At 67.2% G+C, this 14,607-nt stretch carries 13 protein-coding genes; 3 read left to right on the top strand and 10 right to left on the bottom strand.

The features are described 5' to 3' along the window. Nucleotides 1-112: 112 nt before the first annotated feature. From ABT001_RS30065 to ABT001_RS30035, 7 genes are all read right to left on the bottom strand, one after another. Complete coding sequence (locus ABT001_RS30065; RefSeq protein ID WP_351283944.1) at nucleotides 113-1,702, bottom strand: serine/threonine-protein kinase; 1,590 nt, start codon at nucleotides 1,700-1,702, stop codon at nucleotides 113-115. Between the two features lie 591 nt (nucleotides 1,703-2,293). After that, complete coding sequence (locus ABT001_RS30060; protein WP_351283941.1) at nucleotides 2,294-6,979, bottom strand: putative T7SS-secreted protein; 4,686 nt, start codon at nucleotides 6,977-6,979, stop codon at nucleotides 2,294-2,296. Then, nucleotides 6,979-7,626, bottom strand: coding sequence for a hypothetical protein (locus ABT001_RS30055; protein ID WP_351283939.1), 648 nt, complete (start codon nucleotides 7,624-7,626; stop codon nucleotides 6,979-6,981). Before ABT001_RS30055 ends, ABT001_RS30060 begins: the two co-directional genes overlap by 1 nt. Then, nucleotides 7,623-8,120, bottom strand: a complete 498-nt coding sequence (locus ABT001_RS30050; RefSeq protein ID WP_351283936.1) for an SseB family protein — start codon at nucleotides 8,118-8,120, stop codon at nucleotides 7,623-7,625. The genes ABT001_RS30055 and ABT001_RS30050 overlap by 4 nt, the downstream gene beginning before the upstream one ends. 47 nt (nucleotides 8,121-8,167) lie before the next feature. Beyond that, nucleotides 8,168-8,671: an ATP-binding protein gene (locus ABT001_RS30045; RefSeq protein WP_351283933.1), complete on the bottom strand. Its 504-nt coding sequence runs from the start codon at nucleotides 8,669-8,671 to the stop codon at nucleotides 8,168-8,170. A gap of 158 nt (nucleotides 8,672-8,829) precedes the next feature. Continuing rightward, the gene (locus ABT001_RS30040; RefSeq protein ID WP_351283930.1) at nucleotides 8,830-9,240 is read right to left on the bottom strand and encodes a VOC family protein; all 411 of its coding nucleotides are present in this window, start codon (nucleotides 9,238-9,240) and stop codon (nucleotides 8,830-8,832) included. Nucleotides 9,241-9,316: 76 nt separating this feature from the next. After that, nucleotides 9,317-9,676 carry a helix-turn-helix domain-containing protein gene (locus ABT001_RS30035; protein ID WP_351283953.1) on the bottom strand — a complete coding sequence of 120 codons (360 nt, stop codon included), beginning with the start codon at nucleotides 9,674-9,676 and terminating at the stop codon, nucleotides 9,317-9,319. A 102-nt stretch (nucleotides 9,677-9,778) separates the two neighbouring features. On the opposite strand from ABT001_RS30035, the gene ABT001_RS30030 reads away from it, so the two are divergent. Further along, the gene (locus tag ABT001_RS30030; RefSeq protein WP_351283928.1) at nucleotides 9,779-10,159 is read left to right on the top strand and encodes a hypothetical protein; all 381 of its coding nucleotides are present in this window, start codon (nucleotides 9,779-9,781) and stop codon (nucleotides 10,157-10,159) included. 44 nt (nucleotides 10,160-10,203) lie between these two features. On the opposite strand, the gene ABT001_RS30025 is transcribed toward ABT001_RS30030, so the two are convergent. Beyond that, nucleotides 10,204-10,698 (bottom strand): HEAT repeat domain-containing protein, encoded by a 495-nt coding sequence (locus ABT001_RS30025; RefSeq protein WP_351283925.1) that lies wholly within the window; start codon nucleotides 10,696-10,698, stop codon nucleotides 10,204-10,206. A 39-nt stretch (nucleotides 10,699-10,737) separates the two neighbouring features. Next, nucleotides 10,738-11,754, bottom strand: coding sequence for a MarR family transcriptional regulator (locus ABT001_RS30020; protein WP_351283922.1), 1,017 nt, complete (start codon nucleotides 11,752-11,754; stop codon nucleotides 10,738-10,740). Between the two features lie 569 nt (nucleotides 11,755-12,323). Here ABT001_RS30020 and ABT001_RS30015 point away from each other — a divergent pair. Continuing rightward, nucleotides 12,324-13,202: a helix-turn-helix domain-containing protein gene (locus tag ABT001_RS30015; protein ID WP_351283920.1), complete on the top strand. Its 879-nt coding sequence runs from the start codon at nucleotides 12,324-12,326 to the stop codon at nucleotides 13,200-13,202. Next, on the top strand, nucleotides 13,199-13,456 hold the full coding sequence (locus tag ABT001_RS30010) for a DUF397 domain-containing protein (protein WP_351283918.1): 258 nt from the start codon (nucleotides 13,199-13,201) through the stop codon (nucleotides 13,454-13,456). The genes ABT001_RS30015 and ABT001_RS30010 overlap by 4 nt, the downstream gene beginning before the upstream one ends. Nucleotides 13,457-13,999: 543 nt before the next feature. On the opposite strand, the gene ABT001_RS30005 is transcribed toward ABT001_RS30010, so the two are convergent. After that, nucleotides 14,000-14,140: a hypothetical protein gene (locus ABT001_RS30005; RefSeq protein WP_351283915.1), complete on the bottom strand. Its 141-nt coding sequence runs from the start codon at nucleotides 14,138-14,140 to the stop codon at nucleotides 14,000-14,002. Between the last annotated feature and the right edge of the window lie 467 nt (nucleotides 14,141-14,607).

Here is a 14,607-nt window from a genome sequence, read left to right as displayed (position 1 = left end):
GCACCCCGCTACGACGTCGGCAAGACCGTCAAACGCGCCGAGACCCTCAAGGCCATCGGCAAGCCTGGAAGATCTTGGTAGATAAAGAACAAGCTAGAGGGGTGGTGACGGGTCAGGCGGCCGGGCTGTCGAGATCGAGCTCGATCAGGGTGAGTGCCTCGGCGACCTCCTCGGACAGGTCGTCCGTGGGTCCGTAGACCAGGCACAGGTCTGCGTGGAGCGGCGCGAGGACCAACTGCGCCTCCGGTGCGTGTCCCTGGGCCAGCAACAGCATGCCGATGTCCCGGCGCAACTCCACCGCCTCGTCGCTCACGTCTCCGTCCACCGCCCGGACGACGTCCAGAACACCGCGCAGCGCGGCCAGCGCGTCGGTGACCTGGCCCAGTTCGCCGCGACAGCGGGCGGCCTGGGCGCGGCAGGCACGGGCCTGCCTGCTGCTCGGGCCGCCGGTACGCGCGTACGCGTCAGCCAAGGCGTCGAACTCGGGCAGCGCCGCCCGGTAGTCCCCACCGAGCAGCCGGATCGCGGCGCGCTGCGTGCGGAGCTCCAGGACCTTCCTGTTCTCGGCGCCGAGAGCACGCGCGGCCGGCTCGATGATCTCGCCCAGCACCTCGGCGGCCTGGGTGAACCGCTCTTCGTCCAGCAGCGCGTCGGAGTGCGCGTACGCGTCCGCGATCTCCTCGCGCAGCTGTTCCGGCACGACCACGGGAGCCGCAGGCACGGCGTTCGGATCGACCGTCGTCGGGATGGGCCGGGCCGCACCGGCGCGGGCGCGCGGTGCGTAAGGCTGACGGAAGATCCCGGTCGGATCCGGCGCCCCACGCGGCCCCGCCTCACCGGGCACGGGCCTCTCGCCGGGTGAAGGCAGGAAGGGCCGAAGGCGCTCGTACACCTCCTGTACGTCGACGGGCCGCGCCTCGGGCGACTTGAGCAGCAGGTGCAGGACGAGCTCCTCCAGGGCCTCGGGCACGTCCGGTCGTAGCAGGCGCAGCGGGGTCGGCGCGGCGTTCACGTGCTGGTACATCACCAGATACTCGCTGTCGGCGGTGAACAGGTGCCGTCCACTGAGCAGTTCGTGCAACACGCAGCCGAGCGCGTACAGATCGGTCTGGGGACTGGTCCGCCCGCCGCGCACCTGCTCCGGTGCCATGTACTGGTACGTGCCGATGGGGCTGCCGGTCGCGGTCAGCTTGGTGACGTCCGTGCGCAGGATCGCCGCGATCCCGAAGTCGAGGACCTTCACCGTGCCGTCCTGGGCGACCAGGATGTTCCCCGGTTTGAGGTCGCGGTGGATCACGGGCACGTCGTGCGCGTACGACAGCACGGTGGCGACCTGCGCCGCGACGGCGACGGCCCAGCTGACGGGTAAAGGGTGATCAGGGTGGATGTACGCGGACAGCGGGACGCCGTCGACCAGCTCCATGACGAGGAACAGCCGCTCGTACGCCTCGTCCAGCACCGCGTCGAACACCTGCGGAACACCGGGGTGTTGGATGCGCGCGGTGATGCGGGCCTCGCGCTTGAACCGCTTGGCGAACTCCTCCGCCAGCTGCGGTGAGCCGGCCACGGCCTGCCGCCGCACCACCTTCACGGCGACGGGCCGGTCCAGTACGGCGTCGTATCCACGCCACACGTCGCCCATGCCACCGCTGTTGAGCTCCTCGATCAGCTCGTACCGCCCGGCGATCGGCTGTTCCGGCACCTTGCCCCCGTGTGTGCGTGCGCTGATGGCCGGCGCGTGGTGGTACGCGGACCCGACATGGTGGGGCCAAGTTTCGCCGGGCGGCGATCTCCAGTCCAGCGGGGTTGCGGGGGCGAGGGATGGAGGCTCACTTTTCGGTCATGGGAGGGGGAGTGTCCGGTGGTGGGGAAGCCTGCGCCGTTGCGGCACGGGTGATTCGGACTTGGAAACCTGATTTACGAAGCTTGCTTGCCATCAATTCCACGTCGACCAGTGTGCCTCGTAGCCCTGACGAACGCAGAGTGTCAGCCATCTGCTTTGCTTCGGTCAGGGTGATGTCGTGAACCTCCCGCAAGGTCTTGAGCAATGCTGCTCCACGGGAATCGTCACCTGAAAGATGAATCTCTGTTTCCCCGTTGGCAGAAATGATTGCTGCGTGTACAAAATTAGGGGATGTGCCTGGGCCGCCCGTGTGCCACAAATTTCCGCATACTGGGCATGAGCATTCCATGTCCCATCGGCGCTTCCCATCTCTTAGGAACTCGGAAACATCGCATTGTGCCTTTGCGTTGCAATTCTCGCAATTTTCTTGAATGGTTGCCGATTCGTATGTCAAATCCAGCCCCTCATTCTCATGTATCGATCGACGGTTCCATAGAATTTTTCTGATGTCCCAGATCCATCCCTGGGGTGGTGGCTGCCAAACTCTCCTCGATTCCACCACCTATGATGTAGCTCCTCGTGAACCAGTGAAGTTCGCAACTCGTTTCTGGATGCAAAAGGACTAGGGCCAATCTGGGTGCCGTTGCCGTGGCTCGCCACAGCATGCCCGACGAAAGGGCTATATTGAGGAGTATAGGTGAATCTGAGACTTTCGAAGTCCTCCGCCACTATGGCGGCCAACGCTCTGTTGCGGCTCTGTGCAGTTTTTCCGGTTACGTGACTGAGGTCATTCGTCCAACGGGCGCCACGCTCCTGCCCTTCAACTCTTGGATCCGGGGGGCGCCCACTGGTGCAGGGTGCCAGGCCTAGTGGATCGGACCATGTGTGCGGGTTCTGGACGTAAGCGGTTGAGTTGGGGGCTGCGAGTATTCCTAGCGGATCCGGCGACAGATATTGGGCGTTTTCCGGATCGTAGTATCGGTGAACGTTGTAGTGGAGGCCTGTTTCTGGGTCGTGATACTGGCCGGGGAATCGAATGGCGGTGTACGTACTCGCATCAGTGTTCCAGCTTGTGGAGCCCCAAATGGTACTGCGAGTGTGCCAAGCGATGTCCCCCCGTTCATCTATAAGTTGCGTAGGGCTACCGATCAGATCGGTGACGATGCTGAAGAAGCGCTGGTTTATTTCGATCTTGGGGAGGTTGGCGGTTGTGATGCGCTCGATCTGAGTGATGGGGTGCAGGCCCAGATAATCCCACGTAAGAGTCACTGGGTTAGGCACTTGGTTTGAACGTGTTTCCTGTTCGCACAAGTCCGTGCCGTCCCACGTGAAAATTGTCCGTTCCAGGACGGATGTGTGGTCCACATCAAGCCGTTGCTTGGCGATTCTGCGGCCCAGTGGGTCGTATTTGTATCGCCAGCGTGTGCCATCGGGCAAGGTAACGGCTGTGATTTGGTCATCCGCATCCCAGTCGTAGCGCCAAGTGGCCCTTTTCCTCGAGAGGCGCCTCTTCAGGCGAAGGATGATGCGGCCGAGTGCGTCCCGATCGTATCGGATGTTTCCCGCACGAATAAGGGTGGTGCCTGCGTATGAGCGGGGTCCTGTTGCTTCTTGGCTGGTGTGCGAGGTTGGCCAGGAGGCCACGATCTGGTTGCCGGACTGGTCGTACGCGTAGCGCTCGGTCCAGCCCGCTGCCTGGACTGTGGTGATGCGGCCGACAGGGTCGAGGTCGAAGCTCTTGGTGCCGGAGAGTTGGTCGATGAGAGCGGTGAGGTGTCCATCAGCGCGGTAGCTGTAGTCGCGCCGTTGGATGCTGCGGCCTTCTCCGGTCACGTGTTGGGTAGTGAGGCGCCCCATGGTGTCGAACTGTGAGGTCAGGCTGACGCTGTCGCCGATATGCCGGGCAATCTCCTGACCCACCGCGTCATGCTCGAAGGTGAGGACCCGGCCCGAGGTGGTGAGTGAGGTGCGCCGTCCCGCGGCATCGTATGTCCAGGTGCTGACCGCGCCGCTGGGTGTGGTGCGGCCGGTGCGGCGTCCGAGCTGGTCGTACTCGTACGTCATCGTCCGACCGTTGACGCTCTCGGACCGGAGGCGTCCGTAGCGGTCCCGGAGGTAGGTGATCGTGGCGTCCGCGTTGACGGCCTCGGCGAGTTGGTCGGAGAGGTCGTAGGCGAAGGTGGTGACGTCCCCTGCGGCGTTCTTGGAGACGATCCGGTCGAGCTCATCCCGCTCGAAGCGGATGGTCTGGCCGAGGGCGTCGGTGCGGGCGGACAAACGGCCTGCCGCATCGCGCTCGTAGTCGAGGGTGCGGTTGTCGAAGTCCGTTTCGGAGATGAGGTGTCCGGCCGCGTCGTAGACGTAGTCCCAGGTCAGCCCCTGAGGATTGCGGACCTGGATGAGGCGGAGTTCGTGGTCGTGGGTGAACTCGTAGCGCACGCCGTCCGGTCCCGTGCGGGCGGTCAGGAGGTCGAAGTGCGTGTACTCGAAGCGGGAGACAGCTCCCATGGCGTCGGTGTGGGTGAGGCAGTTGCCCTCACCGTCGTACGTCCAGGACTGCGTGGCGCCGTCCGCGTCGAGGCGACGGGACAGGTTGCCCTCCACTGTCCATTCGAGGCGGGTGACCGCGCCGAGTGGATCGACGAGGGTGACAGGGCGGCCGAAGCCGTCCCTCGTGACCTGGGTGATCGCGCCCAGTGGATCAGTGATCTCAAGAGGTAGCCCCGCTGCGTTGCTGCGGATGCGGGTCGTGTTGCCGAGTCCGTCCGTTACGGACGTCGCGTGGCCGGACTCGTTGTAGCTGGTACGTGTCACGGCGCCGGACGGGTCGGTGACAGCGAGACGGTTGCCGTGCTCGTCCCACTCCTGGTGGACCACGGTCCGGTCCGGGTTGGTGACGCGTACCGGCAGCCGAAGGCCGTTGTACTGTGCGGAAGTGCCCCGGCCATCGGGGCGCACTGCTGCGGTCAGCTGACCTGACGTGTCGTACTCGAATTGGCTGGTGCGGCCGAGAGGGTCCGTGCGGGACAGCAGACGGTTGTATCGGTCGCGTTCGAAGCGGGTCGTCGCACCTAACGGGTCGATCTCGGCAACTACCTGGTAGCTGTCATTGACGACGTAGCGGTGGACGGCTCCGCTGCCGCTGGTGACGGTGGTCACACGCATCCCGGTCTCGGGATCGGTCTCGTCGTAGTCCAGGCGCACTGCCATGTGACCTGCGGCGCCGCCCTCGGCAATGCACCGGTCCTGGTCGTCGTAGGCGTACTCATACCGGCTGTTGTTGGTGTCGGTCCACGCTGTGACCCGACCACGGTCGTCGTAGGCGAACTGCAGCGGGAGCTTTGAGGAGTTGCTGACATCAGTGAGGTGGCCATCGTTGTAGCCGTAACGGAGGATCTCCTGGTCCGAACCGTCCGGGGCGGCCCCGGCAAGGTGGAGGGCGGTGATCCGGCCCTCGCTCGTGGTTAGCTTCAGGTGATAGCCGGCTCCGTGGACGATCCCGGTCGGGACTCCGGCCTCGTCGTACTCGAACTGGATCCAGTTGCCGTTACGGTCATCGATCTGCACCAGCAGCGCGATGTCCCCGGAGAGCGGGCTGAAATGCCGTACTCGACCGCTGTCCGGATCAGTGACCGTGTAATGGCCTGTGGTGTCCACGTCGAGGGGCCAGCGGGGGCCGTGGCCCGCCATGACGGGCACACCCGGCGCGGGGTGAGGGTAGGACAGCAGCAGGCCGTCCTCGCATACGAAGACGATGCCCTGGGAGTCGATCTCCAGCCGCTGGTCGGCCGTGGAGGACCACGAGGGGCCGAACCACCGCCCCGCACGGTAGTTGGAGGCGACCCGGCGGCGGAAGACCAGCGGGAGTGTTCCCGGCAGAGCGATGTCCGTCTGCGGCAGGTACATCGTTCCGGTGGCCAGATCGACAGGGTCGGTAGGGTCCTTCTCCACGCCGTTGTCAGGCTTCGACGTTTTCGCCGGATCATCGACACCCTTGCGGGCAGCGCCTTCCACGCCGTCCGTCAGCCCGTGGCGGGCCAGGCCCTTGACGAAGCCCCCGCCCTTCGTTCCGAGCACCTCGGGAAGCATCCGCCCGAAAAACTCCGTCGGGTCTCCCTTGGCCGCGTCCCAGGCGTTCTTCAGTGCGCGGTCGGGGTTGGCGGCGGTGGAGACGAGGCCGGCGAGCGTCATGTTGACGCCCTTGTAGTACTCGGCCGGGTGCGTCAGGTTGTACGGGTCCGTCGGGTTGACCGAGCGGACGAAGTTCACCAGTCCCGCGGTGCCCTTGATGACACCGCCACCGAAGTGCGCCAGCTCGATGCCCTGGCCGACGCCGTAGTCGATGAACTCCTGCTTGGCCCGGTCCAGACCGGTCGGTTCCTTCGGGGCGTGCGCCATCGCCGCGGCGACCGCACCCTTGGCGGCTTCGCCCGCTTCGTTACGTGCCTGCCGGGCGCGCTGGAGGATCTCTTGTGCGTGCCGGCGCTTGGCCGCGCCCGGATCGGAGAACTTTCCCGGATGCGGAAGAGCGTGATCGGTGTTGCGGACCGCGTTGTACGCCTCCGCCTTCTTCTTGAAAGCGGCCGCTGCGGTCTCGTAGTCCTGCTTGCCCTCCTTGTAGAGGGCTATCGCCTCACCCGCCCTGGCCTGGGCGCTGGTGACCACCCCGGCGAACGTCTCCAGCGCCTTGGCCGCGTCCTCGAACGCGTCCGCCGCACGCAGCCAGTCGGTGGGCAGAGTCTGGAACTTGGCCCGGAAGGCGTCGGCGGCCTCCCCCTTCCAGTGACCTGAGTCCAGCTTCTTCATCCCGCCACCGACGAGATCGAACGCCTTCTGGAAGTCCCGGAGGCTCTTCACCGCCGCACTGATCTTCTCCGGCCGGCCGTGGATCAGCTCGTTCGCTTCCTCGGTCTGACCGAGTTGCTGCTCCCCGACGTTCGCGCCCAGCGAGGAGGCGGTCTCATCGCCCCAGTCCTCGACCGCGTCCGCCCACTGGTCCGCGCCGACCTTCTCCAGGCCCGAGCCGAGCACATCGGTGCCCTTGTCGATCCCGGTGCCGACGATCTCCTTGCCCTTGTCGACCACATCGCCGGCACCGTCGTAGAGGGCGTCGCCCCACTTCCCCCAGTCCACCATCAGCGACTCTCCCCCCACCGCGGTTGCTCAGCCTGTTCGATCGTCTCCTGCGACGGGTCGAGCTGTTCCTTCAGCCGTTCGTCCGCCGCCGCTCGCACCTCAGGGTCGAGCAGGCCGTTGCGTTCCATCGAGTCGAGGGCGGCGTCCTCCACGTCGTAGGCGGTGTTCTTCCAGTTCTGGTTCACCTCGTCCTGGGCCTGGATCATCGACTCATAGCTGTAGTCCGGGTTGTCGTACGCGGACTGTGTGCTGATCTCGTCCCAGCTCTTCGTCTTGACCTCGTCCTCGGACAGGTGCGGATTCCCGTTCAGGGAGTTCACGCCGATCTTGATCGAGTCCTTGACGTACTGCTCCTGCTCCGCGTACGAACCCGCCGACAGGCCCACTCCGAGGGCGAAGCCGTTCCCCTTCTGTGTCAGGGCCCGTACTCCCCACTCCCAGCGATTGCAGAACGTCTCGAACTCCGATGTCAGCCCGCCGTGCCCCAACTCCAGACCCGACAGAGCGAGATCGGAGAAACCCCGGCCCGTCGACGCCTGGCCGATGAACCCGAGTTCCTTCAGCTCCGCGTGCGCCAGGTCGATCCCCTTCGCGATCTCCGCCAACGCTTCCGGCGGAACCTGTAGATCAACGTTCTCCCCGCTCACCGCGTCCCCCCGACATCCACTGCGACCGCGTCCGGCACGATGCCCGCCACCGGCGGGAACAACATCCCGCCGTCCGTACTGCCCGCGTCCAGGGCCACTCCTGCCGGGCCTGGCAGGAGTGGCACCATCACGTCAAGCAACCGCGCACCCAGAACGCGCTGATACGTCCACTCCTGCCCGGCGTCCCCACGAGCCAGCGCGAACCGGGCCAGCGCCTCCTCGTCTGAGAACGCACAGATCCAGCGCACACCGTTCTGCTCCGCCGACCACAGATCTCCGGCCTCGTCCAGCGGCACCAACACCGCCGTACGCCGGAATTCGCCCAGCAACACGGCGAACTCCCGCCGGGCCGCCCGCAGTCGTTCCTGCTCAGCCTCGATCGACGGCGTCACAGCGGGCGTGGACTCCGGCGGCGGACCCGGCAGGTCCACCAGGTCCGCCAGCCGTGACCGCCTCTGCTGCTGCTCCGGTATCCCATCCCCACCCGTGGTCATGCGTAGGATCATCACACGCACGAATTTTCGAGTGCAACTGACAATGTCTACTGGCCGGAAACCTGCCCGGTCGAGCACGGCAGGACCTCCAGGACCGCCCACACCGTCTTGCCCGGACCGTCCGCGCAGGGGTACCAGCCCCAGCGTTCGGCGAGCGCGGCGACCAGGAGCAGGCCGCGGCCGCCGTCGTGGTCGGTCGGCGCCACCTCGGCAGGGCAGGGGAGGCGGTCGCCCCGGGTGTCGGTGACCTCGATGCGGATGGCGGTGCCTTCGGCGCAGACGCGGAGACGGAAGTCCCGGCCGGATACGTGACCGTGGCGCACGGCGTTGCTGCTGAGCTCCGCGACGGTCAGCGACAGCGCGTCGTGCGCGTCACTCCCGTACGGGATGCCCCAGGCGTCGAGGCGTTCGCCGGCCAGGCGCCGGGCGAGGCGGGCGCCGCGCGGGGTGGAACTGAAACGCATCGTGAAGTCGTGCCAGGCGAAACGGGCACGAGCGGTGTGGGCCGGGCGGGCGGGGCGCACGGGGAGGGGAGGCTGATTGCTGGTCATGCCTCAACGCTGACGCGTCGTGGCTGACCGTGACCAGAGGTGACGCGCTGTCGCGGCGTGGATGTACGCGGCGTGCGCAGGGCCTGTACGCAGGAGGGGCAGGCCGGTGGCGACCCATTCGGGTGCCTCCGCCCCGCCCCTGCTGTCGGTTCGGGTTCTCAGCCCTTCGGCTGGGTGAAGCGAAGGTGGTTGCCGAAGGGGTCGCGCAGGCCGCAGTCGATGCCGTACGGGCGTTCCGTCGGCTCGTCCGTGAACTCCACGCCTTGCGCCAGCAGCGTCTCGTACGTCTTGCGGCAGTCGTCCGTGGTGAGGATGAGCGCGCTGCCCAGTGCGCCCTTCGTCAGCAGGTCGCGGACCTGTTCGGCCGTCTCCTCGGACATCGCAGGGGGACCCGGCTTCTCCAGCAGGACCTGGCGGTCGGGCTGTCCGGGGATGTTGACGGTGAGCCAGCGCATGAAGCCCATGTCGACGTCGGCGTTGACCTCCAGGCCCAGCTTTCCGACGTAGAAGTCGAGGGCCTCGCCCTGGTCGAGGACGTAGATCTGTGAGTGTGTGATCGCGTTGAACATGTGCATCACACTAGGCAGCAGGACCGACGAAAACTTATCCAGAACTGCTCGGTCGTCGAGGGGTTGCGGAGGTGGCTCAGGCACTGGGCCTCGTCCACGCCTTCGTGAAACACGTCGGTACGTCCACGGCAGTCGTCTCCTTGCGGTACGTCCGCGGTGACCGGCCGACGATGCCGCTGAACGTGCGGCTGAAGGTTCCGGTGCTGCCGAAGCCGACTTCGTAGCAGATGTCCGTGACGCTCCTGCCGGTCTCCCGCAGCAGGTACATCGCCCGCTCGACCCGGCGCCGCTGCAGATAGCGGTGCGGTGTCTCGCCGAAGGTGGCGCGGAACGTACGCGCGAAGTGTGCCGGGGAGACGTGGGCGATCCGGGCCAGGGCCGGCACGTCCAGCGGCTGTGCGTACGCACGGTCCATCGCGTCCCGTGCCCGGAGCATGCGGCGGTTGGTCTCTTCCACGGTGCGGCTCACGGCACCATCCCACCACAGGGCGTTCCGTTGCCGGGCGGCTCTGTCACACCCCCTCAGTACGCTCAGGGCATGAGCGTCTCCCTTTACTACAGTGCGAGCCGGGCCACGCCGCTGACGGATGCCGAGATGGCCGCTGTCGAGCGCATCGTTGCCGCCCACAGGGCATCCTTCCCGTACGAGGACCAGGAAAGCCTCTGCCTGTACGACAGCGATGGCGGAAGTCCGGACGAGGTCGTTGCCGGGTCCACCAAGATGCCGTTCGACCCTGGCAAGGTGCTACCGGTGCTCGACCATGTGCTGGGCTCGGTCAGCGAGTTTCGCCGTGCGCTGCCTGGAGCGGAGTGGCGCGTGCACATGGACGACCTCGACGTCCCGTGGGACGAGACCGAGGGATACGCCTTCCCCGGCATGCGCGACCCGGACCTTGCGGCCGAGCTGGGCAGCCTCTGAGGCTGGGCAGATGCTTGGACGGCTCAGCTCCAGAGCCCCGGAAGCTAGGCCTTGTTCTCTTGGGTGGACCTTCGGTGCCAGCTCAGTTCCGTCACGGCATCCGCCGCTTCCCTGCGCACCTCGGGATGGCGGTGGTAGAGGAAGCGCTCGACGATCGGCAGTGCCGCTCGATCGTGCGTGCAGCCGAGAATGGCCAGGACATAGGCGAGGAGCAAGGGTTCGAAGCCATCCGCCCCAGCAGCGAGCGGCTCAACCACGCGGTAGGGGAGTTCGTAGTACGTGGAGGCGGTGCCGACCGCGTGCAGCGCGGACTCTCTCACCGGGTAGCCCTCATCGGAGAGCGCGAATGTGACGAGGCGTTCGACCGCCCGCTCAGCGTCGTTCTGCGTCAGACGGCTCGTTTCCAGGACATCGTTGACAGCATCGAGGCAGTGGTCCCGGCGCCCGGCATCAGAGCTTGCCAGCTCCTCCCAAGCTGATTCGACCATTGCTGTCAGGCTCCGATAACCGTCCGCGGCCAGAGCATAGGAGACGGTCACAGCCCAGAGGTTCGGGGGGCGTCCGCGGTTGCGCGCCGGTCAGGGCATTCGTGTCAGGTCGCGGAGCCGGCCCACCAGCGCGTGTACATCGCGTCCGGCAGGCGGCGCGGTAGGCGCCGCCGGGGTGGTGTCCGACGCGGCGGCGGTGCGGCAGGGGCGGCAGAGGCCGTCCGGGAGTGCTTCGGGCGCGCCGGGGCGGCCGCATTCGGTGCACTCCGCCAGGAGGCGTCGCCCAGGGGCGGCAGCCGTGGCAGGTGCCGGGCTGCCGGCCACGTGCGGTGGCAGCTTGTCGGTGAGGCGGCGGCGTACGAGGCCGACGGGGGAACCCACCTGCGCGGGGAGCCCCGCCGTGAGGGCATGGGTCAGGTAGGCGGCATCCACGCCGCGTGTGAACCAGGCGGCGGCCAGCGGCTCCAGGGCGCGGCAGTCGGCTGCGGAGAGCGCCAGGCGGGTGTCCGTGCGGCCGAGTTGGGCCAACGCGAGGTACGCGGGGGAGGTAGGGGAGGCGGAGACCGGGGGCGTGGCCTGCGTGCGCTGCTCGGGCACGACGGGTGGCGCGGGCGCGGGTGCGGGCGTGAGGGCCGGCGAGGCCGGGGCCTCGGGACCGGCCTCGGCAGGCGGGGGAGCGGGCGTCGCCTCCGGCGTGGGGCGGCTGCCCTCGGTGGTCAGGAACGCATCCCACCACTCGTTGTCCCGGGCGGTACGCGACCAGTAGGTGCGCGAGACCCATCGGACCTGGCTCCCCTCGCCGGCCAGGCAGCGTACGCGCCGCAGATGCCCGGCCACTCCGAGCGCCTTCAGCGCGCTGGAGACGGCCATCTGGCCGTACAGCGGCAGGTGCTTGGCGAGCGACTTGATGTCCATCGCCGCGCCGTCGGGCAGCCGGTCGACGTAACCGGCAATGTGACGCTCGCGCTCCGGCAACAGTGCGAAGTCGGCCGCATGGGGCGCGCGTTGGCCTGAGGCGGTTCGCTTGCCGTAGCCGGGGCGGGCTTTCGGGTACGGGCGGGAGGATGCGGGTGCGCGAAGGGCGGAGCTAAGGTGCTGGGTAGCCACGGGATCGGTCCGTTCGATCTTGGGTGAGACCCCGGCCTGGTGTTTGCTGCACCGCGTCGGGGTCGATTCGTTGGGGGCACCGTAAGCGGGCGTGACGGAGCGCCGCAAGCTGATCACGTTTAGTCATATCAGCTGGCCGTGACGGGGGAGGGAGGGTGGGGAGGTTTTCCCAAACCCCTTCTTTTACCTACCGGGTGAACAACATCGCTCGAACCCCGGCGCTCGCATCCCGGACCCCGAATCCCGAAGCTCAAGCGTCGGGCCCGGCCCCTCGACGCCGTCCCCCTGAGGAGTGAACGACCCGACCCCGGCGCTCGAAGCTCGGCGCCTGAGTCCCGAGCGTCGAGCCTGCCGGTGTCGGGGCCGGCCACTCCTTCGATGGAACGCGGCGGGAAAGTTGCGCGCGCGAACGACGGGCTCGTTACGGTGCCCGAGTGGGACGAGCCAAGGCGGGCGCTGCCCTCCGGTCGGGCCTCGTCGGCACGGCGGCGCCTCGAAGTGCCGCTCTTCGCTGGTTGGTTGTACGCGACAGGTTGAGGCGTGTTGCGCACGTGGGACAGGCGGTGGCGATGACGCAGGACGAGATGAGCGCGGACGCAGGTACGGGGGAGGGCGCGCAACCCTCGCCGGGGACGCAACCGGAGGGCAAGCCGGAGAACGGGGTTGCGGTCGCGTTCGGGAAGCAGCTGAAGCTGCTGCGGTTGCGGGCGGGGCTGGACCGGGTGGAGTTCGGCAAGCGGGTGGGATACGCGGCGCAGTCGGTGGCTTCGTTCGAGCAGGGGCGGCGGATCCCGCAGCCTGAGTTCGTTGACAAGGCGGACGAGGTGACTGGGGCCGGCGGGCTGTTGGTGGCGCTGAAGGATGAGCTGGCGCGGTCGCAGTACCCGGCGTTCTTCCGGGATGCTGCGCGGTTGGAGACGAAGGCGGTGGCCCTCTGTGTGTATGGCCTGTATGCGGTGCCGGGCCTGTTGCAAACGGCAGAGTATGCACGGGCAGGATTCCAGCAGGAACGTCCGCTGCTTGACGACGATTTCATTGAGCAAGGGGTCTCTGCTCGGCTGGCCCGGCAGGAGATCTACGACCGACGTCCGGCGCCGCTGTTGAGCTTCATCGTGGATGAGGCCGTACTCCGCAGGCCGATCGGTGGCCGGTCAACGCTGTACGGCCAGTTGGAGCGCATGCTGCACCTTGGTGGGAAGCGCAATGTCGAAGTGCAGGTGATGCCTCTGGATCGAGAGGATCACGCAGCACTCGGAGGACCGTTCACGTTGATCGACACCGCACAGGGCCAGCGCATCGCCTATGCCGAAGTGCAGGGAGACAGCCGTCTCTACACAGGCCGTGCAGCGGTCCGCGAGCTTGAAGCCCGCTATGGCATCATCCGGTCACAGGCTCTCACTCCTCGTGAGTCCTCGGAGTTCATCGAGAAGCTTCTGGGAGAGACATGACCATTCAACGCAGCGGGCTGGCGACCCTGGATTTGGTGTGGTTCAAGAGCAGCTACAGCACCGGTAACGGTGGCGAGTGCCTGGAAGTGGCTTGGCGGAAGAGTAGCTACAGCAGCGGCGAAGGCCGTGAGTGTGTCGAGTTCGCTACCGCAGCCACCCGCGTGCACATCCGGGACTCGAAGCAGGTCAACGGCCCCGTGCTGACCGTGGAACCCGGCGCGTGGGCCGGGTTCGTCGGGCTTGTCGCTGGCTGAGCAATGTGCCCGGGAGGGCCCGTCGCGCACCGATACGGTGCGCGACGGGCAGGGTGACCGTGACGATCTTGCCCGTGTCCTGGTACGGCTGCGACCGGGCGGCTCGACCTCAGCGGCGGCGTGAAGGACTCCGGCGGCCGGGTCGCCGACGCGATGCTCTACGCGGGCGCCGAGGCGGGGCTGCGCATCCGGGGGCTGTGACAGCCCCCGCGTGGCCTCGGGCCCTCAAGCCCCAGCCCCCAGCGCTCGGGCCGCTGTCACCGCCACTGGCTACGCCGGTGCGGGCCAGGTCCTGCGTAATCCCCTGGCTACGGGCGTGCCCCCGTATCGCCCCTTGCCGAGCCGCACACCTCATACGAGACGGTCACCAGCAGGTTGTCCAACCGGATGCTCGTCGCGACCGGCGGGCAGGCCTCCTGGCAGTTGACGTGCGGGTGGGCTCGAACAGTTCCACGATGATCACGGCGAAGGGGTCTCCGGCAGATGCCGTGCCGGCGTGCCAGGAGCAGTACGGCGAATGCCCGAAATCATGGCAGGCGCCACCTAACAGCCCGCTTCTACGCCACTGTTCACGAACAAGTCGATGTTGATCGAGTAGCCGGCCCCGGCGGTGAGGTCGGGGCGGCTTCCATGGCCGTTCTCCGCGAGGCCCTCGGCCGTGAGGAAGTCGATCCGCAGGGTCATGTCTTCTTTGACGAAGCACAAGTTGTCGGACAAGGCTTCGGGGTCGGGAACCCAGCCGTTCCGTGCCGCTGCCGTCCGGTAGTGCGCGGCGACGTCGTTTCGCGTGCCAGGAAGAGGCGTATGTCCGGTTGGCGTAGACCGAGACGTCGCCGCTGTCCGCCCAGCAGCCGGCATCGACCTTCTCGAAGCCCCGGGCGACGGTGGCCTCGGCGGGGCGCGACTCAAGGATGTCGAGCGCAGCCGTCTCCTTCACCCGGTCGTCGGTCCCCTCGCAGCCCCTGGCGAGTTCCTGCAGCGCACAGCCGGTAAGCGTCCCGACCGCGAGCACGGCCGGCAGGAGCAGGGCGGTCGGACGGAAGATGACTGTCCGCAGACGCATAGTGGTCTCCAGGAGGAGGGCTGGGCGGAGGAGGGCCGCCGGGCAACAGACCCCTCCGTGCTTTTTGCGGCGGCGCCCTCCAGTCTGT

Origin of the sequence: Streptomyces sp. NPDC002793 (genome assembly GCF_040295485.1) — a bacterium.
Taxonomy (GTDB): Bacteria; Actinomycetota; Actinomycetes; order Streptomycetales; family Streptomycetaceae; genus Streptomyces.
This window is presented reverse-complemented; position numbering and strand designations above follow the sequence as displayed.

Coding starts and splice junctions, on each gene's coding strand:
- ABT001_RS30060 (WP_351283941.1), bottom strand. CDS start 6,979: ATGGTGGACTGGGGGAAGTGGGGCGACGCCCTCTACGACGGTGCCGGC.
- ABT001_RS30010 (WP_351283918.1), top strand. CDS start 13,199: ATGACCATTCAACGCAGCGGGCTGGCGACCCTGGATTTGGTGTGGTTC.
- ABT001_RS30005 (WP_351283915.1), bottom strand. CDS start 14,140: ATGACCCTGCGGATCGACTTCCTCACGGCCGAGGGCCTCGCGGAGAAC.
- ABT001_RS30045 (WP_351283933.1), bottom strand. CDS start 8,671: ATGACCAGCAATCAGCCTCCCCTCCCCGTGCGCCCCGCCCGCCCGGCC.
- ABT001_RS30050 (WP_351283936.1), bottom strand. CDS start 8,120: ATGACCACGGGTGGGGATGGGATACCGGAGCAGCAGCAGAGGCGGTCA.
- ABT001_RS30015 (WP_351283920.1), top strand. CDS start 12,324: ATGACGCAGGACGAGATGAGCGCGGACGCAGGTACGGGGGAGGGCGCG.
- ABT001_RS30030 (WP_351283928.1), top strand. CDS start 9,779: ATGAGCGTCTCCCTTTACTACAGTGCGAGCCGGGCCACGCCGCTGACG.
- ABT001_RS30035 (WP_351283953.1), bottom strand. CDS start 9,676: ATGCTCCGGGCACGGGACGCGATGGACCGTGCGTACGCACAGCCGCTG.
- ABT001_RS30040 (WP_351283930.1), bottom strand. CDS start 9,240: ATGTTCAACGCGATCACACACTCACAGATCTACGTCCTCGACCAGGGC.